This window comes from Goodfellowiella coeruleoviolacea, assembly GCF_024171785.1.
Lineage (GTDB): Bacteria > Actinomycetota > Actinomycetes > Mycobacteriales > Pseudonocardiaceae > Goodfellowiella > Goodfellowiella coeruleoviolacea.
The window spans coordinates 300,484-323,421 of record NZ_JAMTCK010000006.1 but is presented as its reverse complement, the minus strand read 5'-3'; the positions used below and the strand labels follow the sequence as shown (position 1 = coordinate 323,421).

At 73.2% G+C, this 22,938-nt stretch carries 25 protein-coding genes; 18 read left to right on the top strand and 7 right to left on the bottom strand.

Translation table 11 applies throughout. The features are described from left to right. Nucleotides 1-24: 24 nt before the first annotated feature. The gene (locus LX83_RS15325) at nucleotides 25-189 is read left to right on the top strand and encodes a hypothetical protein (RefSeq protein ID WP_253771760.1); all 165 of its coding nucleotides are present in this window, start codon (nucleotides 25-27) and stop codon (nucleotides 187-189) included. 57 nt (nucleotides 190-246) lie between these two features. On the opposite strand, the gene LX83_RS15320 is transcribed toward LX83_RS15325, so the two are convergent. Together LX83_RS15320 and LX83_RS15315 are read right to left on the bottom strand one after the other, a co-directional pair. Beyond that, nucleotides 247-942 carry an HAD family hydrolase gene (locus tag LX83_RS15320; RefSeq protein WP_253771758.1) on the bottom strand — a complete coding sequence of 232 codons (696 nt, stop codon included), beginning with the start codon at nucleotides 940-942 and terminating at the stop codon, nucleotides 247-249. 59 nt (nucleotides 943-1,001) lie between these two features. Continuing rightward, complete coding sequence (locus LX83_RS15315; protein WP_253772043.1) at nucleotides 1,002-1,994, bottom strand: threonine aldolase family protein; 993 nt, start codon at nucleotides 1,992-1,994, stop codon at nucleotides 1,002-1,004. 499 nt (nucleotides 1,995-2,493) lie between these two features. On the opposite strand from LX83_RS15315, the gene LX83_RS15310 reads away from it, so the two are divergent. The 10 genes from LX83_RS15310 to LX83_RS15265 all read left to right on the top strand — a co-directional run bounded on the left by LX83_RS15310 (nucleotide 2,494) and on the right by LX83_RS15265 (nucleotide 11,652). Beyond that, nucleotides 2,494-3,012, top strand: coding sequence for a SigE family RNA polymerase sigma factor (locus LX83_RS15310; protein WP_253771756.1), 519 nt, complete (start codon nucleotides 2,494-2,496; stop codon nucleotides 3,010-3,012). Between the two features lie 41 nt (nucleotides 3,013-3,053). After that, nucleotides 3,054-3,851, top strand: coding sequence for a hypothetical protein (locus LX83_RS15305; RefSeq protein WP_253771754.1), 798 nt, complete (start codon nucleotides 3,054-3,056; stop codon nucleotides 3,849-3,851). Nucleotides 3,852-3,954: 103 nt separating this feature from the next. Next, nucleotides 3,955-4,539 carry a TetR/AcrR family transcriptional regulator gene (locus tag LX83_RS15300; protein WP_253771752.1) on the top strand — a complete coding sequence of 195 codons (585 nt, stop codon included), beginning with the start codon at nucleotides 3,955-3,957 and terminating at the stop codon, nucleotides 4,537-4,539. A 95-nt stretch (nucleotides 4,540-4,634) separates the two neighbouring features. Beyond that, on the top strand, nucleotides 4,635-5,174 hold the full coding sequence (locus tag LX83_RS15295) for an RNA polymerase sigma factor (protein WP_253771750.1): 540 nt from the start codon (nucleotides 4,635-4,637) through the stop codon (nucleotides 5,172-5,174). Then, the gene (locus LX83_RS15290; protein WP_253771748.1) at nucleotides 5,171-6,067 is read left to right on the top strand and encodes a hypothetical protein; all 897 of its coding nucleotides are present in this window, start codon (nucleotides 5,171-5,173) and stop codon (nucleotides 6,065-6,067) included. The genes LX83_RS15295 and LX83_RS15290 overlap by 4 nt, the downstream gene beginning before the upstream one ends. Before the next feature lie 77 nt (nucleotides 6,068-6,144). After that, the gene (purB, locus tag LX83_RS15285; protein ID WP_253771746.1) at nucleotides 6,145-7,578 is read left to right on the top strand and encodes an adenylosuccinate lyase; all 1,434 of its coding nucleotides are present in this window, start codon (nucleotides 6,145-6,147) and stop codon (nucleotides 7,576-7,578) included. A gap of 194 nt (nucleotides 7,579-7,772) precedes the next feature. Continuing rightward, nucleotides 7,773-8,624: a patatin-like phospholipase family protein gene (locus LX83_RS15280; RefSeq protein WP_253771744.1), complete on the top strand. Its 852-nt coding sequence runs from the start codon at nucleotides 7,773-7,775 to the stop codon at nucleotides 8,622-8,624. Between the two features lie 547 nt (nucleotides 8,625-9,171). Beyond that, nucleotides 9,172-10,011: a substrate-binding periplasmic protein gene (locus LX83_RS15275; RefSeq protein WP_253771742.1), complete on the top strand. Its 840-nt coding sequence runs from the start codon at nucleotides 9,172-9,174 to the stop codon at nucleotides 10,009-10,011. A 61-nt stretch (nucleotides 10,012-10,072) separates the two neighbouring features. Then, the gene (locus LX83_RS15270) at nucleotides 10,073-10,882 is read left to right on the top strand and encodes an amino acid ABC transporter permease (protein WP_253772041.1); all 810 of its coding nucleotides are present in this window, start codon (nucleotides 10,073-10,075) and stop codon (nucleotides 10,880-10,882) included. Beyond that, nucleotides 10,879-11,652, top strand: a complete 774-nt coding sequence (locus LX83_RS15265) for an amino acid ABC transporter ATP-binding protein (protein ID WP_253771740.1) — start codon at nucleotides 10,879-10,881, stop codon at nucleotides 11,650-11,652. Before LX83_RS15270 ends, LX83_RS15265 begins: the two co-directional genes overlap by 4 nt. Before the next feature lie 74 nt (nucleotides 11,653-11,726). Here the strand turns inward: LX83_RS15265 and LX83_RS15260 are convergent, their stop codons facing one another. Then, complete coding sequence (locus LX83_RS15260; RefSeq protein ID WP_253771738.1) at nucleotides 11,727-12,470, bottom strand: hypothetical protein; 744 nt, start codon at nucleotides 12,468-12,470, stop codon at nucleotides 11,727-11,729. Between the two features lie 208 nt (nucleotides 12,471-12,678). Between LX83_RS15260 and LX83_RS15255 the strand changes: the two genes are divergently transcribed. Continuing rightward, nucleotides 12,679-13,509, top strand: a complete 831-nt coding sequence (locus tag LX83_RS15255; RefSeq protein ID WP_253771736.1) for an MOSC domain-containing protein — start codon at nucleotides 12,679-12,681, stop codon at nucleotides 13,507-13,509. 139 nt (nucleotides 13,510-13,648) lie between these two features. On the opposite strand, the gene LX83_RS15250 is transcribed toward LX83_RS15255, so the two are convergent. The 3 genes from LX83_RS15250 to LX83_RS15240 are packed head-to-tail and all read right to left on the bottom strand — an operon-like array spanning nucleotide 13,649 to nucleotide 16,265. Further along, nucleotides 13,649-14,422, bottom strand: a complete 774-nt coding sequence (locus LX83_RS15250) for an amino acid ABC transporter ATP-binding protein (RefSeq protein ID WP_253771734.1) — start codon at nucleotides 14,420-14,422, stop codon at nucleotides 13,649-13,651. Beyond that, entirely contained in the window at nucleotides 14,419-15,345 is a 927-nt protein-coding gene (locus LX83_RS15245) for an amino acid ABC transporter permease (protein WP_253771732.1), read from the bottom strand. Before LX83_RS15245 ends, LX83_RS15250 begins: the two co-directional genes overlap by 4 nt. Further along, nucleotides 15,342-16,265, bottom strand: coding sequence for an ABC transporter substrate-binding protein (locus LX83_RS15240; protein WP_253771730.1), 924 nt, complete (start codon nucleotides 16,263-16,265; stop codon nucleotides 15,342-15,344). Before LX83_RS15240 ends, LX83_RS15245 begins: the two co-directional genes overlap by 4 nt. Before the next feature lie 99 nt (nucleotides 16,266-16,364). Here LX83_RS15240 and LX83_RS15235 point away from each other — a divergent pair, with 99 nt between their 5' ends. Both LX83_RS15235 and LX83_RS15230 read left to right on the top strand, forming a co-directional pair. Beyond that, nucleotides 16,365-16,814: a TIGR03668 family PPOX class F420-dependent oxidoreductase gene (locus tag LX83_RS15235; protein WP_407649580.1), complete on the top strand. Its 450-nt coding sequence runs from the start codon at nucleotides 16,365-16,367 to the stop codon at nucleotides 16,812-16,814. Nucleotides 16,815-16,866: 52 nt separating this feature from the next. Further along, a complete protein-coding gene (locus LX83_RS15230; RefSeq protein ID WP_253771727.1) occupies nucleotides 16,867-17,748 on the top strand; it encodes a phosphoribosylaminoimidazolesuccinocarboxamide synthase in 882 nt (293 codons plus the stop codon). Nucleotides 17,749-18,296: 548 nt separating this feature from the next. Here the strand turns inward: LX83_RS15230 and LX83_RS15225 are convergent. Next, nucleotides 18,297-18,932: an MBL fold metallo-hydrolase gene (locus tag LX83_RS15225; protein ID WP_253771725.1), complete on the bottom strand. Its 636-nt coding sequence runs from the start codon at nucleotides 18,930-18,932 to the stop codon at nucleotides 18,297-18,299. Between the two features lie 268 nt (nucleotides 18,933-19,200). Between LX83_RS15225 and LX83_RS15220 the strand changes: the two genes are divergently transcribed. The 4 genes from LX83_RS15220 (at nucleotide 19,201) to purL (ending at nucleotide 22,910) form a co-directional block, all read left to right on the top strand. Continuing rightward, on the top strand, nucleotides 19,201-19,416 hold the full coding sequence (locus tag LX83_RS15220) for a hypothetical protein (protein ID WP_253771723.1): 216 nt from the start codon (nucleotides 19,201-19,203) through the stop codon (nucleotides 19,414-19,416). A 250-nt stretch (nucleotides 19,417-19,666) separates the two neighbouring features. Next, nucleotides 19,667-19,906, top strand: a complete 240-nt coding sequence (gene purS, locus LX83_RS15215; protein WP_253771721.1) for a phosphoribosylformylglycinamidine synthase subunit PurS — start codon at nucleotides 19,667-19,669, stop codon at nucleotides 19,904-19,906. Beyond that, the gene (gene purQ, locus LX83_RS15210) at nucleotides 19,903-20,619 is read left to right on the top strand and encodes a phosphoribosylformylglycinamidine synthase subunit PurQ (RefSeq protein WP_253771718.1); all 717 of its coding nucleotides are present in this window, start codon (nucleotides 19,903-19,905) and stop codon (nucleotides 20,617-20,619) included. The genes purS and purQ overlap by 4 nt, the downstream gene beginning before the upstream one ends. Next, entirely contained in the window at nucleotides 20,616-22,910 is a 2,295-nt protein-coding gene (gene purL / locus LX83_RS15205; protein ID WP_253771716.1) for a phosphoribosylformylglycinamidine synthase subunit PurL, read from the top strand. Before purQ ends, purL begins: the two co-directional genes overlap by 4 nt. Nucleotides 22,911-22,938: the final 28 nt, after the last annotated feature.

Genomic DNA, 22,938 nt, shown 5'->3' with positions numbered 1-22,938 from the left:
GAGCACGGGACCGGGGAGAACGGCATGTGGCGGATCATCGGGGTGCTGCTGGTGGCCTGGCTGGCGCTGAGCGTGCTCGGCGCCGTGGTCAAGGGCCTGTTCTGGCTGGCGGTCATCGGCGTGGTGCTGTTCCTGGGCACGGCCGCCTACGGCGCCATCAAGAACAGCGGGCGCAAGTCCATCCGCTGACCGGGAGCGCCGGTGCGCGACCGGGCGCCCGGCCAGCGGGGCGCCCGGCGGTGGCACTCAGCCGAGCAGACCGAGTTCGACCAGGCGGGCGCGGATCGCCACCGCCGAACTCCAGCGCTCGGCCAGCAGCCCGGCCCGGATCGCGCCGTCCACGTTGACCTGCCGGTCGTCCAGGAACAGGCACTCCCCGGGCGGCACACCCAGCCGGTCGGTCAGCTCCACCCAGATCCGCGCGTCCGGCTTGGCCATGCCCAGGTCACCGGAGAACACCAGGTGCCGGAAGTACCGGGCCCACGGCTCCCGCTCGGCGGCCCGGCCGAACTCCGACGGCGCGTTGGACAACAGCGCCAGCGGCACGCCGGCGGCCTCCAGATCGGCCAGCAGGTCCAGGGCGGCCGGGTCGGTGTGCAGCCAGCCGGCCACGTCGGCGTCGGTCAGCGCCGCCGCGACCGACTCGCTCACCTCGACACCCAGCCGGGCGCCCACCGCCCGCCAGTAGTCCAGGGCGGGCCGACCCCGGTCGTAGCTGTCCCGCTCGGCCCAGTAGGCCGCCGCGAACGCCTCCGTGTTGTCAACCGTGTCGACACTCTCAGCTGGCTTCGCCAGCTGATCCGCAGTGCCGAGGCTCTCAGCTGGCTTCGCCACCTGATCCGCGCCCGCCGCGAGCAGGGCGGCCAGTTCGGGCAGCGCCTTGGTCGCCCGGCTGATCACCTCGCCGTAGTCGAACACGATCCAGCGCACGCTGTTGCTCACTGCCGGTCCAATCTGCCGTTGTGGACGGGTCGGGTCGGTTGGGCGCCGGGGCGGCCGGCTCAACCGGTCTGGCGGGTCTCGGCCCGGCTCTCCGCGGTGGCCAGCCGCCGCAGCACCTCGGCGATGTCGGCCTTGGTCACGTCCCGGTGGGTGACGAACCGCACCTGCCCGGCCATCGGCCCGGCGGCCACCCCCAGCCGGTCCAGCTCGGCCAGGGTGCCGGCCAGGTCGGGCACGGCCGCCAGCACGATGTTGGTCTGCGGCGCGCGCACGTCCCAGCCCAGCTCGGCCAGGCCGGCGGCCAGCGCCGCGGCGTTCGCGTGGTCCTCGGCCAACTCGTCGATCCGGTCCAGCGCCACCAGCCCGGCCGCGGCCAGCACGCCGCCCTGCCGGACCCCGCCGCCGAGCATCTTGCGCACCCGCCTGGCCTCGACCACGAACTCGGCGCTGCCCGCCACCACCGACCCGACCGGCGCGCCCAGGCCCTTGCTCAGGCACACCTGCACGGTGTCCACGCCCTCGGCCAGCGCGGCCGGCGGCCGGCCCAGGGCCACGGCGGCGTTCCACAGCCGCGCGCCGTCCAGGTGCACGCGCAGGCCACCGGCCCTGGCCGCGGCCACCACCTCGGCGTGCTCGGCCGGCGGGACCACGCTGCCGCCGGCCGCGTTGTGCGTGTTCTCCACGCACAGCAGGGTGGTGCGCAGCGCGTAGTACGGGCCGGCCGCACCGGGCCCGATCGCCGCCCGCACGGCCGCCGCCGACACCCGGCCGGGGCCGGCGTCCCAGTCCAGCGCCTCGGGCATGCCCCCGGCCAGCCACGCCGCCGTGCCCAGCTCCGCGCCGAGCACGTGCGCGCCGCGCGGCGCCAGGAACCGGTCACCCCGCCGCAGGTGCAGCATCAGGGCGATCAGGTTGCCCATCGACCCGCTGGGCACCCACAGCGCGGCCGGCACGCCGAGCAGGTCGGCGACCCGCTCCTCCAGCGCGCGCATGGTGGGGTCGTGGTCGAGCACGTCGTCGCCCACCTCGGCGGCGGCCATGGCCTGGCGCATGCGCTCGTCCGGGGTGGTGATCGTGTCCGACCGGAGGTCGATGACAGGGTGTCCGCTCACGGAATGGCATGACACCACAGCCCGGCCGCCAACACCACGGCTGCCCGGCCGCGCCCCGCGCGGTCCGGTCCCCGCGCCGACCCGTGCCGGTGTGCTCCGCCAGCGCCGGCCACCCGCCACTGGAACGGGCCGGCCGCGGCGAGCAAGATTGACAACCGTGGGGCGACTGAGGCGAGGACCAGGGCGGCGCACACCGCCGAGGGCGCGGGGCGCCCGCACCGAACCGGCCAGCACCAGACCGGGCTGACCAGACCGGGCTGACCAGACCGGGCTGACCAGACCGGGCAGGCTGCCCCAGGCAGGCCGCGCCCACCCAGGTGGCCGGCCCGGTCGCGCCGCGGCGGGGGTGACCGGAATCTCCCCGGCGGGACGTGCAACCGTGGAGGCCGGACATTCCGTCCGCAGACGTGTAGGCACAAAAGGAGCGGAGAGAGTCCGCGTGGACCAGCGCGACGAGCAGGAGTTCGCGGAGTACTTCGTGGCCCGGCGGGACGCCGTGCGGAGAACGGCGTTCCTGCTCTGCGGAGACTGGCACCGGGCGGACGACCTGGCCCAGACCGCGTTCGTCGCGTTGCACCGGAGGTGGCGCAAGATCAGGGACAAGGGCGCCCTGGACGCGTACGTGCGGCGCACCCTGGTGCGCGCGGTGATCGACGAGTCCCGGCGGCCGTGGCGGCGGGAGCGCTTCGTGGAGGAACTGCCCGAGGCACCGGCCGGCGACGGCGAGATCGGCGACGCCGTGGCCACCCGCGACGCCCTGCTCCAGGGGCTGCGCCGGGTGCCGAAGCGACAGCGGGCGGTGCTCGTGCTCAGGTTCCTGGAGGGCCTGGACGTCGCCGGCACCGCCGAGGCGCTGCGGTGCTCGGAGGGCACGGTGAAGAGCCAGACGGCCCGGGGGCTGGCGGCCCTGCGGGACGCGCTCGGCGACACACTGGACGACCTGCGGCCAGCGACATGAACACGATCGGCCCCGGTGCCGGCGTCAGGGAGGTGAGGTAGGTGGACGAGCACGACCTCGCGGAGCTGTTCCGCGACGCGGTGCGCGACACGCCCCCGGCGTCCTTTGACGAGCACGACGTGGCCGCCGCCGCGCGTCGGGCCACCGCCCGCCAGCGGACCCGCGTGCTGGTCGGGTCGGGCGCGGTCGTGCTGGCGCTGCTGGGCGTGGGCGTGGTCGGCTACGGCCTGACCGCCCGCCAGCACACCGCCACCAGCACGATGACCGTGGCCGAGGACCAGTCGTCAGCCGGCCGGTCGACCACCACCGCCGAGCTGGGACCGCTCAACGCTCCAGCCCCCCAAAACACCGATTCAGATGGCACCCTGGAGAACAGAAGGTCCGGACCGCCACCCAAGAGCATCCCGGAGTCCTCGTCCAAGCAGGGGGATGAGAACACCGGGAGCGCCAGCCGCTCGGCTGGCAGCACCCCCACGGGGTGCGGGCAGGTAGACCGGGAGCTCGCTGTCGCCCTCGCCAACGAGCTCCCGGTCGATCCCGCCACCGTTCCCGCGCCGGTCGCCGGCAGCTGCCCGGCCGGTGCCCGCGCCGCCAGCTACCTGGTCCGGGACGGCGGCACCACCGGAGTGGTGTCCGTCGTGGTGGTGCCGGCCACCGCCGACGCGACCGCGCCGCGCACCCCGGAGCTGCCCTCGACCAACGGCAGCGCGCGCGCCACCGTGCACACCGGCAGCGGCGGCCAGTTGACCGTGGTCAGCCAGCCACAGGCGGGCTCGACCAGCGCGCCGTTCGCCGACCGGATCGACCGGGTGGCCAGCCAGCTGGCCGGCCGGTACTGACCGCCCCCACCCGCGCCGGGCACCCGCACCGGGGGCGTGGCCGACCGGGAGCGACGCGGGCGGTGCCGGACACCCGACCGGCCAGGTGGCACCATCGCACGTCATGACCGCCGCAAGCACGCCCAAAGGCGAACGCCGACGCCAGGCCCTGGTCGAAGCCGCCGCCGCGCTGCTCGTCGAAGGCGGGTTCGACGCGATCCGCCACCGCGCGGTCGCCGAACGCGCCGGCCTGCCGCTGGCCTCGACCACCTACTACTTCGACTCGCTCGACGAGCTGATCGAGGCCGCCGCCGAACACCACGGCCGCGCCGAACTGGCCCACGGCCGCGCCAAGCTGGAGGAGCTGACCACGCTGCCGCGCGGCGTGGACGCCCTGGTCGACCTCGCCCTCGACCTGCTGCTCGGCCCCGAGTCCCGGGACCGCGACGCCGAGGCCGTGCTGCTGCGCTACGAGCGGCTGGTGGCCACCCCACGCCGCCCCTACCTGCGTCCGCTCATGCGCCAGCTCGGCGCGGACCTGCAGGCCCTGCTGCTGGAGATCTTCGCCCGCTCCGGCCGGGAGATGGACACCGCGCAGGTGGAGCGGATCATCGCGCTGGTCGACGGCACCGTGGTGAACGCGCTGGTGGAGATCCACCCCGACCCCAGGGGCGCGGCCCGGCGCGTTCTGCGGGAAGCCCTGACCTGACCGCCTGGCCCGCGCGCCGCGGAAAACCCGCGACCACCGGGCAACCTCCGCCGCCCGCCCGCGTCGTGCAGGAGGGGGCAGTGGAAGGAGACGGGATGCGCCGGACCGACGCGGACGAGTTTCGGCGGTTCACCCTTGCCAACGCGGCAGCGCTGCGACGCAGCGCCTACCTGCTCTGCGGGGACTGGCACCTGGCCGAGGACCTGATGCAGGCCACCCTGGTCAAGGTCTACCAGGCGTGGTCGCGGATCACCGAGCCGGAACTCGCCCGGTCCTACGTCCGCACGGTGCTGCTGCGCACCTGGCTGGACGAGAAACGCCGACCCTGGCGGCGCTCCGAGCGGCGCGACGGTGAACTCCCCGACGTGGCCGACGCCGACGCCGACCCGCAACAGGACGCCCAGCGCGGCTGGCGCCGGGACCTGGTGCGCAGGGCCCTGCTGAGCCTGCCACCCGGGCAGCGGGCCGTGCTGGTGCTCCGCTACTACGACGAGCTGTCGGTGGCGGAGACCGCCGCCGCACTCGGCTGCGCCGAGGGAACCGTGAAGAGCCAGTCCGCCAAGGGCCTCGCGCGGCTGCGCGCGCACATCGCGCGACTGGACGCGAGTGCCGTGCTAGAAGGTGTCCCGTGGTGAGCGAACAGGAATTCGCCGAGGCCCTGCGCGACCTCACGCGCGACGAACCACCGCTGTCCGTCGACCCGGACGAGCTGATCGCCAGGGCCCGCCACGCCCGGCACCGGCGGTGGAGCCTGGTGGGCGCGACCCTGGCCACCGCGCTGGTGGCGGTGACCGCGGTGGGCGTGGTCGTCGGCAACCGGCTCGGCCCGCCCGGCCCGGCCACGCAGGCCGCCGCACCGGTCCTGGCCACCTCGACCACACCGGCGAGTCCCCCGGCCGCGGCCACGTCGTCGCCGGCGAGCGCGACCACCACCTTCCCAAGCTTCGCCAGCATCACGCGGGTCACCTCATCGCTGCCGGAACTGCGTGCGCGGGGCGTGGGGCTGAGTGCCCACCTGACCCAGGTGTTCCCCACCGTGGTCCGGGACAGCACGGTGATCAGCGTGGGACCGTGGGACAACCGGGTCGGTGCCGAGACACCGGACAACGGCGGCGACACTGCGGCGCGGCTGGTCGGCCTACTGCGGTTCAGCGACGCGGTTGGCCCCACCGCCGTGGCCGTCGAGATCAGTGCGCCGGGTTGGGCTTCCTGGGAGGACGAGGGGGACTGCGGCGGCATCGGCACCGACGCCAGGTGCGTGTCCATAGGTCCGCTGGACGACGGTGGCGTGCTGAGCGTCGCCGAGAGCGAGTTCGACGGGGGCCGGCCGCACCGGCGGACCGTGGCGCTGGTCCGGACCGACGGCAGTGGGGTGCGGATCTCCGCGTTCGACTACGACCCCGGCGGCGATCCCGCCGCCGCCACCACCGCCGATGGGCTCAGCCGCAACGAGCCGCTGCGGGCCGAGGTGGCCCTCACCACCGACCAGCTGATCGCCCTGGTCACCGACCCGGGCCTGGTGCTGTGACGCGCGGACACCCCGGTGCCGGCCCGCGCGCCCACCATGTCGGCGATGTCGCACCACAGCCGTTACGCTGCGTGGACGTGACATCCAAGCCCCGCATCCCCAACGTGCTGGCCGCCCGCTACGCCTCCGTTGACCTGGCCACCCTGTGGTCCGCCGAGCACAAGGTCGTGCTGGAACGCCAGCTGTGGCTGGCCGTGCTGCGGGCTCAGGCCGAACTGGGCGTCGCCGTGCCCGACGGGGTGATCGCCGACTACGAGCGGGTGATCGACCAGGTCGACCTCGACTCGATCGCCGAGCGGGAACAGGTCACCCGGCACGACGTGAAGGCCCGCATCGAGGAGTTCAACGCGCTGGCCGGGCACGAGCACGTGCACAAGGGCATGACCTCGCGCGACCTCACCGAGAACGTCGAGCAGCTGCAGGTCCTGCGCTCGCTGGAGCACGTGCGGGACCGGGCCGTCGCCGTGCTGGCCCGCCTGGCCCGGCTGGCCGCGCAGCACACCGACCTGGTGATGGCGGGCCGCTCGCACAACGTGGCCGCGCAGGCCACCACCCTGGGCAAGCGGTTCGCCACCGCCGCCGACGAGCTGCTGGTGGCCTTCGACCGGCTCACCGACCTGATCGGCCGCTACCCGTTGCGCGGCGTCAAGGGCCCGGTGGGCACCGCCCAGGACATGCTCGACCTGCTCGACGGGGACACCGACCGGCTGGCCGAACTGGAGCGCCGCGTCGCCGCGCACCTCGGGTTCGAGCGGGTGCTCACCAGCGTCGGCCAGGTCTACCCGAGGTCGCTGGACTTCGACGTGGTGTCCGCCCTGGTGCAGTTGGCCGCCGCCCCGTCCAGCCTGGCCCTCACCATCCGGCTGATGGCCGGCAACGAGCTGGTGACCGAGGGCTTCAAGCCGGGCCAGGTGGGGTCCAGCGCCATGCCGCACAAGATGAACACCCGCTCCTGCGAGCGGGTCAACGGCCTGGCCGTGGTGCTGCGCGGCTACCTGTCCATGGTCGGCGAACTCGCCGGTGACCAGTGGAACGAGGGTGACGTGTCCTGCTCGGTGGTGCGCCGGGTGGCGCTGCCGGACGCGTTCTTCGCGCTGGACGGGCTGTTCGAGACCCTGCTGACCGTGCTGGACGAGTTCGGCGCCTACCCGGCGGTGGTGGCCCGCGAACTCGACCGGTACCTGCCGTTCCTGGCCACCACCAAGGTGCTGATGGCGGCGGTGCGGGCCGGGGTGGGCCGGGAGACCGCGCACGAGGCCATCAAGGAGAACGCGGTGGCCGTGGCCCTGGCCATGCGCGAGCAGGGCGCGGCCGGCAACGACCTGATGGCCCGGCTGGCCGACGACGAGCGGCTGCCCCTGGACCGGGCCGAGCTGGACGCGCTGCTGGCCGACCGGCTGTCGTTCACCGGCACGGCCGGCGCGCAGGTCGAGGCCGTGGTGGCGCGGGTCGAGCGGCTGCTGGCCGACTACCCGGCGGCGGCCGGGTACGTGCCGGAGCCGATCCTCTGAACGGAGTGCCGGTGTGTCCCGCCGCACCCGGGCCCGGCGTCCCTCGGGTTGACCTTCACACCGGTGGCAGGGCTTAGCGTGTGGCCGCTTCGACCGGCGGTTCACCTGGCCGGCCTCGGTGTTCTCCCGGAGAACAGGGGGAGCGCCGGGCCGGGGGTGGACCGCCCGAGGGACGACCACGCAGGAGGATGCTCATGCCGAAGGAATCAGTGGCCGTGGTGCTCGGCGGCGGCGGGCTCGCCGGCATCGGCTGGACCACCGGGGCGCTCGCCGCGCTCGAGGAGTGCGGGACGCTCCGGTTGGCCGCCGTCGACCAGGTGATCGGCACGTCCGCCGGTGCCGCCGTGGCGGCCGTCGTGCTGCAGGCCGGCTCGGCGGGCGTCGAGTACGACAGGGTGCGCAAGACGCGCCGCAACGACGAACTCGTCCCGGCGGTGGCCCTCGCCGACGTGCTGCCGGACGTGCTGGCCATCCACGACAGCGACGAGCCCCTCGCGGTGAAGGCCGCGCGGCTGGCGGAGCTGTCCCGGCAGCGCTCCGGAACCGACCCGGCCCGACGCCGCGCCGCGATCGCCGGTCGGGTGGCGGCGGACACCTGGCCGGACGGCCGGTTCGGCATCACCGCCGTGCGGGCCGACGGCAGCCGCACCGTCTTCACCCGGGACTCCGGTGTCGGCCTGGTGGACGCGCTCACCGCCAGCTGCGCCGTTCCCGGACTGTGGCCGGTGGCGCGGGTCAACGGCGTCGACCACCTCGACGGCGGCACGTTCTCGCTCACCAACGCCGATCTCGCCGCTGCCGCCGACCGCGTGGTCGTGCTCCAGCCGATGCCGGATCCACCGGCGTACACGACCGCGGAGCACCGGGCGGTGCTGGACCGCGCCGTGGTGGTCGAGCCATCCGAGCGGAGCCGCGCCGGGTTCGGCGCCGACCCGTTCGACCCGGACGTGCGGGGCATCGCCGCCGTGCTCGGGTACGAGGACGGCCTGGCCGCCGCACCAGCCGTGGCAGCGCTGGTCGAGAACGGGCTGACGGGAAAGCACTGATCAGCGCGGGAAGCACGGACGGGAAGCGCGGACGGGAAAGGGTTGGCGGGAGGGCGTTGACGGGAAAGGGTTGCGGGAAAGTGCTGGTCAGGGCGGGGATTCCGGCCTGGGGCAGGCCCCCACCCTTCCCAGGGGGGCGACCCCGGCTCCAGCCTACCCACACCCCACCCGAAAAAGATCTTGCGGCGGCAAGTTGTGGACAACTGCGGGGGTTGTGGACAACTCGGCCCCCACAAGCAGGAAAAAGCGGCCCGCCGGGGCAGCTCGCGCTAGACTCCCGCGCTCACTCCACCCGTTGCCGTCTCGCGCCCCGCCTGCGTCGAAGCCGCGCCAACGGCTGAGCAGCCGAGCAGCAGCCGAGCAGCAGCCGGTCAGTGGCTGGTTCATCACGCTCCGCAGTTCCCGCCATCTGGGAGCACGCGCACGCGTGCTGGGATTTTTCTAGTCTGCGCGAGGCGGCGGCTGATCTGCCCCGCTCCCGTGCGTGACCACGTGGGCACCCGCCCCCGTGTGCCACGCCGGCGATCCCGTTGAGCAAGGAAGAGCAATGCGAAAGACACTGCTGCGTGCGTTGGCCCTCGCCACATCCGGTCTGGCGGCCTGCGTGATGGCGGCGTGCGGGACGGGGACGCCAGCGGCGAACTCGTCGGGCACGCAGCAGGAGGGCGTGCTGCGCATCGGCACCCTCACCGACGCGCCGCCAGCCATCTACCAGCAGGACGGCGAGTTCACCGGGTACGACAACGAACTGCTCAAGGTCATCGCCGCCAAGGAGGGGCTGAAGACCGAGTTCGTCGGCACCGAGTTCTCCTCGCTGCTCTCCCAGGTCAACAACGGCCAGTTCGACGTGGGCAGCTCGTCGATCTCCAGCACGGCGGCCAGGAAGAAGACCGTCGACTTCAGCAACGGCTACAGCACCGGGTTCACCTCGATCATCACCCGAACCGGCGCCGGCTCGGCCGAGGTGGGCGGCTACGCGGGCAAGCGGCTCGGCGTGGTGCAGGCGTCCATCCAGGACGACTTCGCCAGCTCCAAGGTGCCGGGCGCCGAGGTCGTCCGGTTCCCCGGCTACAACGAGGGGTTCGCGGCGCTGCGCAACGGCGGCGTGGACGGCTGGGTGGTGCCCAAGGAGATCGGGCAGAAGTACATCGACCAGAACCCGGACATCGCGCTGGAGCACGCGTTCACCGTCGAGACCAAGGACACCCCGTCGGCGTACGCGGTCCGCAAGGGCAACACCGCGCTGCTGGACAAGCTGAACCACGGCCTGGCCGAGGCGATCAAGGACGGCACCCTGGAGCAGCTCTACACCCGGTTCTACCCGAACCAGCCGCTGCCCGACGAGCTGAAGAAGGGCGGCGCCGGCCTGCCGGTGACCAACTCGTGAGCACCGTCCACTTCGGACATCCGAATCGGACGACGACAGGAGGCTGCCCGCCGTGGACGTGCTGACCACGCTGGCGCGGACGTTCTTCGACTGGGACTACATCCGGGCGGTCCTGCCCGACCTGCTGGGCACCGGGCTGTGGAACACGCTGGTCCTCGCGTTGTCCTCGGCCGTGCTGGGCACCGTGCTCGGCATGGGGCTGGCCGTCATGGGCCTGTCCCGCAGCCGGTGGCTGCGCTTTCCCGCCCGCGTCTACATCGACGTCTTCCGCGGCCTGCCGGCCATCCTGACCATCCTGCTGGTCGGGCAGGGACTGGCCCAGGTGACCCGGCCGCTGTTCGGCTACAACCCCTACCCGCTGGGCATCCTCGCGCTCGGGCTGATCGCCGCCGCCTACATCGGCGAGATCTTCCGGTCCGGCATCCAGAGCGTGGACCGGGGCCAGTTGGAGGCCAGCCGGGCACTGGGCATGAGCTACGCCGGCGGCATGCGCCTGGTGGTGATCCCGCAGGGCGTGCGCCGGGTGCTGCCCGCGCTGGTCAACCAGTTCATCGCGCTGATCAAGGAATCCAGCCTGGTCTACTTCCTGGGCCTGCTGGCCAGCCAGCGCGAGCTGTTCCGGATCGGCCAGGACGAGGCGGCCACCACCGGCAACCTGTCCCCGCTGGTCGCCACCGGCATCTGCTACCTGGTGATCACCGTGCCACTGACCCACCTGGTCAACCACATCGACCGGCGGCTGCGCAGCGGCCGGCGGGTCGCGGCCCCGAACGACCCCGACGGCCCCGACGGACCCGGTGACCCCGACGGTCGGGGCGGGCCGGACGCGTTGGCCAAGCTCAACCTCACCGTGGCGAAGGAGCCGGCATGACCAGTTCGGCCACCCAGGGCCCGCCGCGCGACGGCGCCACGTTCACCTCGGTCAGCGTGGAAGTGCGCGACCTGCGGGTGTCCTTCGGCACCAGCGAGGTGCTGCGCGGCGTGGACCTGCGCGTGGAGCGGGGCCAGACCGCGTGCGTGATCGGCCCGTCCGGCTCGGGCAAGTCCACCCTGCTGCGCTGCGTGAACCGGTTGCAGGAGCCCGACTCCGGGGACGTGCTGCTGGCCGGCGAGAGCGTGATCGCCACCGACCCGGACGCCCTGCGCCAGCGCGTCGGCATGGTGTTCCAGCACTTCAACCTGTTCCCGCACCGAACCGTGCTGGACAACATCACGCTGCCGCTGCGCAAGGTCAGGAAGCTGGCCAGGGACCGCGCCGAGGAGACCGCCCGCACCTGGCTGGCCGAGGTCGGCCTGGCCGACAAGGCCCCCTACCGGCCGGCGCAGCTCTCCGGCGGCCAGCAGCAGCGGGTGGCGATCGCCCGCGCACTGGCCATGGACCCGGAGGTGATGCTGTTCGACGAGGTCACCAGCGCCCTGGACCCCGAACTGGTCAAGGGCGTGCTCGGGCTGATGGCCGAACTCGGCGAGCGCGGCATGACCATGCTCGTGGTCACCCACGAGATGGGCTTCGCCCGCCAGGTCTCGGACACGGTCGCGTTCATGGACCGGGGTCGGGTGGTCGAGGCGGGACCACCCGAGCAGGTCTTCGAGCAGCCGGAAAGCCCCAGGCTGCGCACCTTCCTGTCGCAGGTGCTGTGACCCCAGCGGCCGGTGCCTGGTGGGCCGGGGGATGACCCGTGCCCCAGCCCACCAGGCAACCCCCAGCGGAGTGGTCAGACCTGGTAGGCGGGGTCGCTGACCAGGGCGACCAACTGGTCGGCGGTCAGCGGGATGCTGCTGCGCACCGCGCCGTCCGGGCTGCCGTCCCCCGGGATCGGCAGGTAGTTGCGGGCCGTCGCGAGCACCCGGGTGCCGTCGGCCCGGATGTGCGTGGCGGTCCTGGTGGTGGCGGGCAGGTCCTGGCCCACGTCGCTGTCCCGCTCGGCCACCGCAACGGCGGACCCGTCCGGCAGGTGGCGCACCTCGCACCTGGTCGGCGTGTTGGCCGGGTTGTCCGGCTGGCAGATCCGCTCCGCAGTCAGGCCGTCCCGGTGCGGCCCGGACACCTGGAGGTAGACCTCCTGCTGGCCGGCCGCGTCGGTGAAGCCGACGTTGCCGCTCAGGTAGCTGGCGCCGCCGAACTGGCCGACCCGGTCGTCGCCGAAGTCGGACAGGTCCAGGTGCCGCGCGGTCGGCACCAGGGTCGGCCAGATCGCCTCGGTGTGCAGGCGGTTGCGCTCCTGCTGCGCGTACAGCTCCGCCCAGGTGGGCAGTTCACCACTGGCGGTCGCGGCCGGCCGGGCGGCAGCCGCCGCACCCGCCGCGGCTGGCAGGCCCGGAGCGGCGGGCGCGGCCGAAGCGAGCGCGCCCGCGCCGGCCAGCGTGGTGAACAGGGCGGCGGCCGCCACGGTTCCGGCCCGGCGAAGCGCCCGCGCGGCGGGCGTCCGCTGCTTCGCCGCGGTGGGGGAAACACTCATCTGCGATCAACTCCAAGCTCGAAGCTGTGTGCCCGTGCGGGCCTTGTGGCAGTAAGCACGCCCATCCCGGCCCACGGGTTGCCCGCCGCACCAGCGGATGGGGTTGATCACCCGGGCACAACCCGAGCACCGGCCGCGCGTCGGCCCGCGCCCCGGCGGTGCCGGTTGGATGGCGCGGACGACCCCCGTGACCGGTTACGTTGGTGCCATGGAACAACCGCTGGGCGTGGTGCACTCACTGGTCTACTACCCGGTCAAGGGGTGCGCCGGGACGTCCGTCACCCGCCACCGGGTGACCGCAACCGGTCTGGTCGGCGACCGCTCGTTCATGCTGGTCGACTCGGACGGCGTGTTCCTCAGCCAGCGCAAGGTCGCCGCCATGGCGACGGTCCGGCCGACCCTGGCCGACGACGGCGGCCGGCTGACCCTGGCCGCGCCAGGCACCAGCGAGTTCGTGCTGGAGCCGACCACCGACGGGCCGCGCCGCGCCGTGTCCGTGTTCACCTGGCACGGCGTTGGCGTCGACCAGGGCGACGACGTGGCCGCGTGGGCGAGCGACGTGCTCGGCCAGCCGTGCCGGCTGGTGCGGGTGCCGCCCGAGCACGACCGGGACACCAGCGGGGAAACACCGGGCAAGACCGGGTTCGCCGACGGCCACGCCCTGCTGATCGCCTCCCAGGCCTCACTGGACGAACTGAACGAGCGGATCGTGGCCAGGGGTGCCGCGCCCGTGCCGGTCAACCGGTTCCGGCCCAACGTGGTCGTCGCCGGCTGGACCGTGCCGCGCACCGAGGACCGGGTCCGCGAGATGACCGTGGGCGACGTGACCCTCGGCTACGCCAAGGTGTGCATCCGCTGCGCCGTGCCCACCGTGGACCAGGCCACCGGCCGCAAGGCCGGGCCGGAACCCATCCGCACCCTGGCCGACTACCGCAGGGAACCCGACGGCGGGGTGAGCTTCGGGATGAAGGCCGCCGTGCTCCAGCCCGGCGAGATCGCCGTGGGCGACAAGATCGACGTGCACCGCTGGGCGCACTGAGAGGCGGCGCGGGCTGTCGGGCGCGTGGACGTGCCGGACCCCACGAACCAGGCCGGGCCGGGCCCGTGCTGGTGTTGCCCACCGACCGGTGGACGGCTTTTCTGGTCAGGACGAGGCAGTCCTGACCAGAACGGGGAACCTACAGCCGGCCGGCGTCGATGATGCGGCGCAGGAACTGGCGGGTGCGCTCGTGCACGGGGTCGCCGAGCACCTGCTCCGGCGGGCCCGACTCCACCAGCACCCCACCGTCCAGAAAGCACACCCGGTCAGCGACCTGCCTGGCGAAACCCATCTCGTGGGTGGCCATCAGAATGGTGCGGCCCTGGCCGGCCAGTTCCCGGACCAGCGCCAGCACCTCGCCGACCAGCTCCGGGTCCAGCGCGCTGGTGATCTCGTCGAACAGCAGCAGCCTCGGGTCGTAGGCCAGCGCCCGCACGATCGCCACCCGCTGCTGCTGGCCGCCGGACAACCGGTCCGGATAGGACCTGGCCCGGTTGGCGAGGCCGACCCGGTCCAGCAGCTCCAGGGCGCGCGCCTCGGCCAGTTCCCGGGACACCCCGTGCACCACGCGCGGCGCCAGGGTCACGTTGTCCACCACGGACAGGTGCGGGAACAGGTTGAACGCCTGGAACACCACGCCCATGGCGCGCCGCGCCACGTCCGCGTCCACCCGGGGGTCGGAGATGTCCACGCCGTCCAGGAACACCTGGCCGTCGTCCAGCTCCTCCAACAGGTTCACGCAGCGCAGCAGCGTCGACTTGCCCGAACCGGACGCGCCGATCAGCACCACCACCTCGTGCTCGGCCACGTCCAGGTCGATGCCGGACAGCACGGGCTGCCCGGCGTAGCGCTTGACCAGGTTGCGCACGCTCAGCACGCTCGCCGCGGTCGACACGTCCGCGTTGGTCGTCATGCCAGTCCTTGTCTGCGGGCCAGTCGCCGGGCGGCCCAGTCGGCCAGGCGGGCCGACGGCACCGCCAGCAGCACGAACAACAGGCCGGCCAGCACGTACGGGGTGAAGTTGTAGGAGGTCGCCGAGGCGATCTGCGCGGCGCGCACCGCGTCCACCGCGCCCAGCACCGAGATCAGCCCGCAGTCCTTCTGCAACGCGACGAAGTCGTTGAGCAGCGCGGGCAGCACCCGGCGCACCGCCTGCGGCAGCACCACGATGCGCATGGTCCGGCGGTGGTTCAGCCCGAGCGAGCGGGCCGCGGCCAACTGCGAGGGGTGCACCGACTCGATGCCGGCCCGGAACACCTCGGCCACGTACGCGGAGTAGACCAGCACCAGGGCGATGCCGCCGAGCAGCACCGGATCGTTCGGGATGCCGGTCAGGCGCAGCCCGGGCAGACCGAAACCGATCAGGTACAGGCAGATGATCAGCGGCAGGCCGCGGAACAGGTCGACGTAGCCGGTGGCCAGCGCGCGCACCGGAAACCACACCGGCCCGCGCAGCGTGCGCAGCGCGGCGATCAGCACGCCCAGCACCAGGATCAGCGCCTCGCACACCACCAGCACCCGCACGTTGAGCCAGAGCCCCTCCAGCACGGCCGGCAGTGCCCTGACGGCCGCGTCCAGGCTGAAGAACGACTGCCGGACCCGGGGCCAGCCGGGCGCGCTGGTCACGCCGAACCACGCCACGGCCGCGAAGACCAGGGTGGACACCAGCGCGACCGCGGTGGACCGGCGCGACCGGGAGCGGCGGAACGCCAGCCGCTCCCGCTGCACCGCGCTGACCTCCGCCGGCCCGACCGGCCGTCGTGGCCCCGGCCCGCGCTCCGGCCTGCCGACGGGGCCGTCCCCACCGGCAGGCTGGGGCTGGTCGAGCTGGGTCACTTCAGCTCCGGCACGTTGCCGGCCTGGGTCAGCCACTCCTGCTGGATCCGCTCCAGGCTGCCGTCCGCGCGCAGCTCGTCCACGGCCGCGGACACGCACCGGGTGAGCGGGCTGCCCTTGTCCAGCACGATCCCGAACTGCTCGGTGGCCGCGCCGGCGGTGGCCGGGATCTGGCCGACGATCGTGGCGTCCCGCAGCTCGGTCGAGGTCATGAAGAACGCGGTGGGCAGGTCCACCACCAGGGCCTGGATCTGGTTGTTGGCCAGCGCGGCCTTGGCGTCGTCGTTGGTGTTGTAGACGGCCACGTCCTGGGTGGGCGCGAGCTGGCTGGCCGCGGTGTAGCTGGTGGTGCCCACCTGCGCGCCGAGCTTGACCGACTTCAGCTCGGCCAGGGACTTCACCTGGGCGGCCGGCGAGGACTTCGGCGCGATCACCACCTGGGCGACCTCGTAGTACGGCGTGGAGAAGTCCACGGCCTGCTTGCGCTCGTCGGTGATGGAGAACTGGTTCAGGTCGGCGTCGTAGGTCTTGGCGCCCGGCTGGATGGCCGCGGTGAACGGCACCCGCGTCCACGCCACGTCCGCCTTGGCGTAGCCGAGCTTCTCGGCGACCGCGTAGGCCACGGCCGACTCGAAGCCCTTGCCGTTGCTCGGGTCGTCATCCACGTACCAGGGCTGGTAGGCCGGCTGGTCGGTGCCGAAGGTGAGCTTGCCCGGGCTGAGCGTGGTGAGCTTGTCCTTGGTGCAGTCGGCCGCGGTGTTGGCGGCGGCCGTGCCGGCGGCGCCGGTGGTGGCACCGGCCGAGGGGGAGCCGGTCGAGGATGAGCCGGTGGACGGCTGGTCCATGGGCGTGCACGCGGCCGCGCCTAACGCGGCGGCCAGCGCGACGGCGGAACTGAGCAGCACGGAGTTTCTGCGCATGGCCGCATCCTGCCTCAGCCGTTGTGGCCGCTCACTGTGTGGGAGCACCCGGCGGGGCCCGGCGTTGCCCAGGTCACGGTGCTGGGCGACAGTGACGGGGTGACCATGGACGCGGTCGAGGCCAGGGCCCGGTTCTCCCGCGCGCGCGTGGCCGGACTGGCCACGGTGGACGCGGGCGGCGCGCCGCACCTGGTGCCGGTCACCTTCGCGGTCGCCGGCGAGGTGGTGGTGACCGCGGTCGACCACAAGCCCAAGCGGACCACCGCGCTGCGGCGGTTGCGCGACATCGCCGCGAACGCGCGGGTGTCGCTGCTGGTCGACGAGTACGACGACGAGGACTGGACGCGGCTGTGGTGGGTGCGCGCGGACGGCAGGGCCCGGGTGCTCACCGACGAGCGGGACCGGGCCGACCCGGTGCGCTGGCTGTGCCAGAAGTACCCGCAGTACCGGGACACCCCACCGGCCGGACCGGTGATCTGGATCGCCGTGCGCACCTGGCGCGGCTGGTCCTACCGGTCGGGCGCGGCACCCGACCGGCCGCCGGGATGACCAGCGGTGGTGTTGGTGCGGCCCGCGCCGGGCAGGACGTAGGCTGCGCGTCGTGTCCAGCCTCTCCGATTACCAGCAGGTCGCCGCGGGCAAGGTGCGTCAGCTGTACGCCGTGGACGACCAGCACCTGCTGTTGGTGGCCTCCGACCGGATCTCCGCCTACGACCACGTGCTGGACACCGAGATCCCGGACAAGGGCCGGGTGCTGACCGCGATGAGCGTGTTCTGGTTCGAACTGCTCGCCGACCTGGTGCCCAACCACCTGGTCGCGCACGACGACCCGCGGATCCCGGCCGAGGTGCGGGGCCGGGCGCTGCTGGTGCGGCGGCTGGACATGCTGCCGGTGGAGTGCGTGGCGCGCGGCTACCTGACCGGGTCGGGCCTGGCCGACTACCGGCGCACCGGCGCGGTGTGCGGGGTGGAGCTGCCGCCCGGGCTGACCGAGGCGTCCGAACTGGACGAACCGATCTTCACGCCGGCGACCAAGGCGGCCATCGGCGAGCACGACGAGAACGTCACGTTCGCCGCGGTCGCCGCCACCGTGGGGCAGCGGCGGGCCGAGCAGCTGCGGGACACGACGCTCACCGTCTACGGCCGGGCCAGGGACTACGCCAGGCAGCGGGGTGTGCTGCTGGCGGACACCAAGTTCGAGTTCGGTGTGGACACCTCGGGTGAGCTGGTGCTCGCCGACGAGGTGCTGACCCCGGACTCGTCCCGGTACTGGCCGGCCCAGGGCTACCAGCCCGGCCGGGTGCAGCCCTCGTTCGACAAGCAGTACGTGCGGGACTGGCTGACCGCACCGGCGTCCGGTTGGGACCGCTCCTCGGGCGAACAACCGCCGGCCCTGCCCGCCGACGTGGTGGCGGCCACCCGCGACCGCTACGTCGAGGCCTACGAGCGGATCACCGGCCGCAGCTTCGCCGACTGGCCGTGACCGCCGGCCGGCAGCGCCGACCAGAACCCGACCAGGCCACCGGCTGACGGCGCCGGCCAGGCCGCGACGCCCCTCGGCCCCGGCCACGAGCGGACGATCCCGGCCGAACCACGGGCTGCCGGGCGCCGGCCGGATCAGGGGTTGCCGACGCGGGGTTGCCGGCGCCGGCCGAACCACGGGCCGACAGCCGCGACCAGATCACGGGCCGACAGCCGCGACCAGATCACGGGCCGCCTGCGGACACCACCGCCGACCAGCGGAAACACCCGGCCCAGCCGTGCTGGACCGTCCACTTCGGCTGTCCACTCCGGCCGGTGCCCAGCCCCCACCCACCACCGGGGGGCGAGCCCTGCGCCAGCCTATCCGGGCACACCGCGCGGGTACCCGGTGTCGGCCGCGACTGTGGACAACCCCGGTGGGTGTGGACAACTGCGGCCTCGACCGGGTGAACCTGGCAGAGATCCGGGGATGGGCGGCTACACTCACCCGCTTCCCACGCACGTCCCGCCACGCGCAGCGGTGTCCCCGCTAGCCGTGTTCAGGACCGGTCAGACCTCGACGGTTTCGCCGCGCGGCAGCACCCGGACCTGGGTGCCCTCGGGGGCGAGGTTCTCGAACAGGCCGTGGTGCATGGCCGGGTTGGCCAGCACCGCCTCGTGGATCGGCACGGCCACCCTGGGGGCGACGGCCCGCAGGTAGTCCACTGCCTCGCCGGCCTTGAGCCACGGCGCGCCCGTGGGCAGGGCCAGCACGTCCACCGGCTCGGCGGGCACGAAGAACGAGTCCCCGGGGTGGTAGAAGGCGCCACCGTCCACGTAGTAGCCCACGTTGGGGATCTGCGGGAGGTCCCGGTGGATGACGGCGTGGTCACCGCCCAGCACGTCAACGGTGCTGCCGCCCACGGTCAGCCGGTCGCCGGGGCGCGCGGTCTCCGCGGTCAGCCCCAGGTCGCTGACCTGCCGCGCCGACCCCGGGTCCACGATCAACCGGGCGTCCGGGTTCGCCGCGACCAGGGCGGGCAGCCGGTCGCCGTCCAGGTGGTCGAAGTGCTGGTGGGTGATCAGGATGGCGTCCAGGTCCCGCACACCCTCGAAGTCCGTGGAGAACACGCCCGGATCGACCAGCAGCCGGGCCGAGCCGGTGTCGAGCAGCACGCACGCATGTCCGAAATGGACTATCTGCATTGGACTCTCCTGGGGTGGTGGAGAACAGTTGGTCTGCCGGGGAAAGACTACGCGCGTGCGAGATCGGAGTCGGTTGTCCGTAACCCCGAAGGGGGTGTGCAACAGTCGCCCATTGGGTGGCCAGGACTACCCAGGGCTGCTCATCACGCGCCGCTGATGAGCGAAAACCTTCCAATGGCGGCGTGACAGTCACACCCCGCCGACCGCACAATCACTGATTGTGATGACCCTGCTGGTGTCGTGAGGTGATCAAATGGGGAGAATCGCGTTGCTCGCAGTCACACTGCTGGCCACACCCGTGGTGCTGGCCACGCCCGCCGCCGCTGACTCGTCCGGGTTCCCCGGCGCCCGCCCCTACGGGGTGGCGCGGTCGCAGGTGGACGTGCTCGATTTCCCGGGGGCGCGACCGTACGGGGAAGACGGGTCCGACGGTCGGGCGGACGCCCTGCTCTTCCCGGGGGCCCGTCCCTACCGCGCGTCCTGAGCCGCCGCCGGAAAGCGTTTGCAGGACCCCGCTCCCGGTCGGGCCGGGACGCACCGCGCTGAACGAACCACCGGACCTGGACCGGCCAGGCGGCACGGCTGGCGATCCCGGCGTTCGGTCGGGGCGGGGTGAACGCGCAGCGTGCGCGGGGTGGGCCGGGCGGGTCACCGGACCACGCGACGACGGTCACACCGATTGGCCAGGTAGGCTCCTGGGGTACCGCCGACCTGCAAACCGGGAGCATCCTGTCGTGGCCCGAGTCGTCGTCGACGTCATGCCCAAGCCCGAGATCCTCGATCCCCAGGGACAGGCGGTAGCCAACGCGCTACCCCGTCTCGGCTTCGAGGGAATCGCCAGCGTGCGTCAGGGCAAGCACTTCGAGCTGGAGGTCGACGACTCCGTCGACGACGCCACGCTCGCCAAGATCGCGGAAACCTTCCTGGCCAACCCCGTCATCGAGGACTGGGTGATCCGGCGGGTGGAGCCGTGACCGCCCGGATCGGGGTGATCACCTTCCCCGGAACCCTGGACGACGTGGACGCCGCCCGCGCGGTGCGCCGCGCCGACGCCGAGGCCGTGCCGCTCTGGCACGGTGACGCCGACCTGCGCGGCGTGGACGCCGTGGTGGTGCCCGGCGGCTTCTCCTACGGCGACTACCTCCGGGCCGGCGCCATCGCCCGGTTCGCGCCGGTGATGGGGCTGGTGATCGAGGCGGCCGGCAAGGGTATGCCGGTGCTGGGCATCTGCAACGGCTTCCAGATCCTCTGCGAGGCCGGGCTGCTGCCGGGTGCGCTGGTGCGCAACTCCGGCCTGCACTTCGTCTGCCGGGACCAGTGGCTGCGGGTGGAGAACACCAGCAGCGCGTGGACCACCCGCTACGAGCCGGGCGCCGAGATCCTGGTGCCGCTGAAGTCCGGGGAGGGCGGCTACATGGCCGACCGGTCGACCCTGGCCGAGCTGGAGGGCGAGGGCCGCGTGGTGATGCGCTACGTCGGCGGCAACCCGAACGGCTCGCTCAACGACATCGCCGGCGTCACCGACGCGCGCGGCCGGGTGGTGGGGCTGATGCCGCACCCCGAGCACGCCATCGACGGGCTGACCGGGCCGACCGACGACGGGCTGGGCATGTTCCTGTCCGTGCTGGACACCATCCTCGGCGCCGCCCCCGGCACCGGGGCGACGGCGACGGAGGTGCCGGCATGACCACCACCGCCCCCCACCCGGCCGACACGGTGGAGCAGGCCCTGGCCACCCCGGAGCACCCGCAGCCCTACCGCGAGCTGGGCCTCAAGGACGACGAGTACCAGCGGATCAGGGAGATCCTGGGCCGCCGGCCCACCGAGGCCGAGCTGGCCATGTACTCGGTGATGTGGAGCGAGCACTGCTCCTACAAGTCCTCCAAGGTGCACCTGCGCTACTTCGGCGAGACCACCACCGACGAGATGCGCGCCAGGATGCTCGCCGGCATCGGCGAGAACGCCGGCGTGGTCGACATCGGCGACGGCTGGGCCGTCACCTTCAAGGCGGAGAGCCACAACCACCCGTCCTACGTGGAGCCCTACCAGGGCGCGGCCACCGGCGTCGGCGGCATCGTCCGGGACATCCTGGCCATGGGCGCCCGCCCGCTGGCGGTGCTGGACTCGCTGCGGTTCGGTCCGGCCGACGCGCCGGACACCCGGCGGGTGCTGCCCGGCGTGGTGGCCGGGGTCGGCGGCTACGGCAACTGCCTGGGCCTGCCCAACGTCGGCGGTGAAGTGGTCTTCGACCCGACCTACGCGGGAAACCCGCTGGTCAACGCGTTGTGCGTGGGCGCGATGCGGGTGGAGGACCTGCACCTGGCGCACGCCTCGGGCGTGGGCAACAAGATCATCCTGTTCGGCGCGCGCACCGGCCTGGACGGCATCGGCGGCGTGTCCGTGCTGGCCAGCGACACCTTCGCCGGCGAGGAGGGCGGGACCGGGCGCAAGAAGCTGCCCAGCGTCCAGGTCGGCGACCCGTTCACCGAGAAGGTGCTGATCGAGTGCTGCCTGGAGCTGTTCGGCCAGGGCCTGGTCGTGGGCATCCAGGACCTCGGTGGCGCCGGACTGGCCTGCGCCACCAGTGAGCTGGCCAGCGCCGGTGACGGCGGCATGCGGGTGTGGCTGGACCGGGTGCCGCTGCGCGCCACCGGCATGACCCCGGCCGAGATCCTGTCCAGCGAGTCGCAGGAGCGGATGTGCGCGGTGGTGCGCCCCGCCGACGTGGCCGCGTTCCTGGCGGTCTGCGCCAAGTGGGACGTGACCGCCACCGAGATCGGTGAGGTCACCGAGGGCGACCGGCTGGTCATCACCTGGCACGACCAGGTCGTGGTGGACGTGCCGCCGCGCACCGTGGCGCACGAGGGGCCGGTCTACCACCGGCCGATCAGCCGGCCGGCCGACCAGGACGCGCTGCTGGCCAACGGCCCGGAGACGCTGCCCAGGCCGAGCACGCCCGACGAGCTGCGGGACACCCTGCTGCGGCTGGTCGCCTCGCCCAACCTGGCGTCCCGGCGCTGGGTGACCCAGCAGTACGACCGGTACGTGCGGGGCGGCACCGTGCTGGCCCAGCCCGCCGACACCGGCATGATCCGCATCGACGAGGAGACCGGGCGCGGGGTGGCGCTGGCCACCGACGCCAACGGCCGCTACTGCCGGCTCGACCCGTACACCGGGGCGCAGCTGGCCCTGGCCGAGGCCTACCGGAACGTGGCGGTCAGCGGGGCCACCCCGGTCGCGGTGACCGACTGCCTGAACTTCGGCTCGCCCGAGGACCCCGGCGTGATGTGGCAGTTCGAGCAGGCCGTGCGCGGCCTGGCCGACGGCTGCCGCGAGCTGGGCATCCCGGTCACCGGCGGCAACGTCAGCTTCTACAACCAGACCGGGGACACCGCGATCCTGCCCACCCCGGTGGTGGGTGTGCTCGGCGTGATCGACGACGTGCGGCGGCGCATCCCGATGGGCATCGGTGCCGAGGCCGGCGAGACCCTGCTGCTGCTGGGCGAGACCCGCGACGAGTTCGGCGGCTCGGAGTGGGCGCACGTGGTGCACAACCACCTCGGCGGCCAGCCGCCTCGGGTGGACCTGGCCAGGGAGAAGCTGCTCGCCGAGGTGCTGGTGGCCGGCTCCCGGGACGGCATGGTGTCGGCCGCGCACGACCTGTCCGAGGGCGGTCTGGCCCAGGCGCTGGTGGAGTCCGCGCTGGTCGGCGAGACCGGCGCCAGGATCGTGCTCGACCCGGACGCCGACCCGTTCGTCCAGCTGTTCGCCGAGTCGGCCGGCCGGGTGCTGGTCGCGGTGCCGCGCACCGAGGAGCCGCGGTTCACCGACATGTGCACCGCGCGCGGCCTGCCGTGGCGCAAGATCGGCGTGGTGGACCCGGCCTCGCGGGCCCTGGAGATCCAGGGCGTGGCCACGTTCGGCCTCGACGAGCTGCGCGAGGCCTGGGAGGGCACGCTGCCCGCGCTGTTCGACTGACCCGCCGGTGCGCCGGCCCCGCCCTGGA

Coding starts and splice junctions, on each gene's coding strand:
- LX83_RS15325 (WP_253771760.1), top strand. CDS start 25: ATGTGGCGGATCATCGGGGTGCTGCTGGTGGCCTGGCTGGCGCTGAGC.
- LX83_RS15315 (WP_253772043.1), bottom strand. CDS start 1,994: ATGCGCCAGGCCATGGCCGCCGCCGAGGTGGGCGACGACGTGCTCGAC.
- LX83_RS15300 (WP_253771752.1), top strand. CDS start 3,955: ATGACCGCCGCAAGCACGCCCAAAGGCGAACGCCGACGCCAGGCCCTG.
- LX83_RS15295 (WP_253771750.1), top strand. CDS start 4,635: ATGCGCCGGACCGACGCGGACGAGTTTCGGCGGTTCACCCTTGCCAAC.
- LX83_RS15280 (WP_253771744.1), top strand. CDS start 7,773: ATGCCGAAGGAATCAGTGGCCGTGGTGCTCGGCGGCGGCGGGCTCGCC.
- LX83_RS15275 (WP_253771742.1), top strand. CDS start 9,172: ATGCGAAAGACACTGCTGCGTGCGTTGGCCCTCGCCACATCCGGTCTG.
- LX83_RS15265 (WP_253771740.1), top strand. CDS start 10,879: ATGACCAGTTCGGCCACCCAGGGCCCGCCGCGCGACGGCGCCACGTTC.
- LX83_RS15260 (WP_253771738.1), bottom strand. CDS start 12,470: ATGAGTGTTTCCCCCACCGCGGCGAAGCAGCGGACGCCCGCCGCGCGG.
- LX83_RS15255 (WP_253771736.1), top strand. CDS start 12,679: ATGGAACAACCGCTGGGCGTGGTGCACTCACTGGTCTACTACCCGGTC.
- LX83_RS15250 (WP_253771734.1), bottom strand. CDS start 14,422: ATGACGACCAACGCGGACGTGTCGACCGCGGCGAGCGTGCTGAGCGTG.
- LX83_RS15240 (WP_253771730.1), bottom strand. CDS start 16,265: ATGCGCAGAAACTCCGTGCTGCTCAGTTCCGCCGTCGCGCTGGCCGCC.
- LX83_RS15225 (WP_253771725.1), bottom strand. CDS start 18,932: ATGCAGATAGTCCATTTCGGACATGCGTGCGTGCTGCTCGACACCGGC.
- purL (WP_253771716.1), top strand. CDS start 20,616: ATGACCACCACCGCCCCCCACCCGGCCGACACGGTGGAGCAGGCCCTG.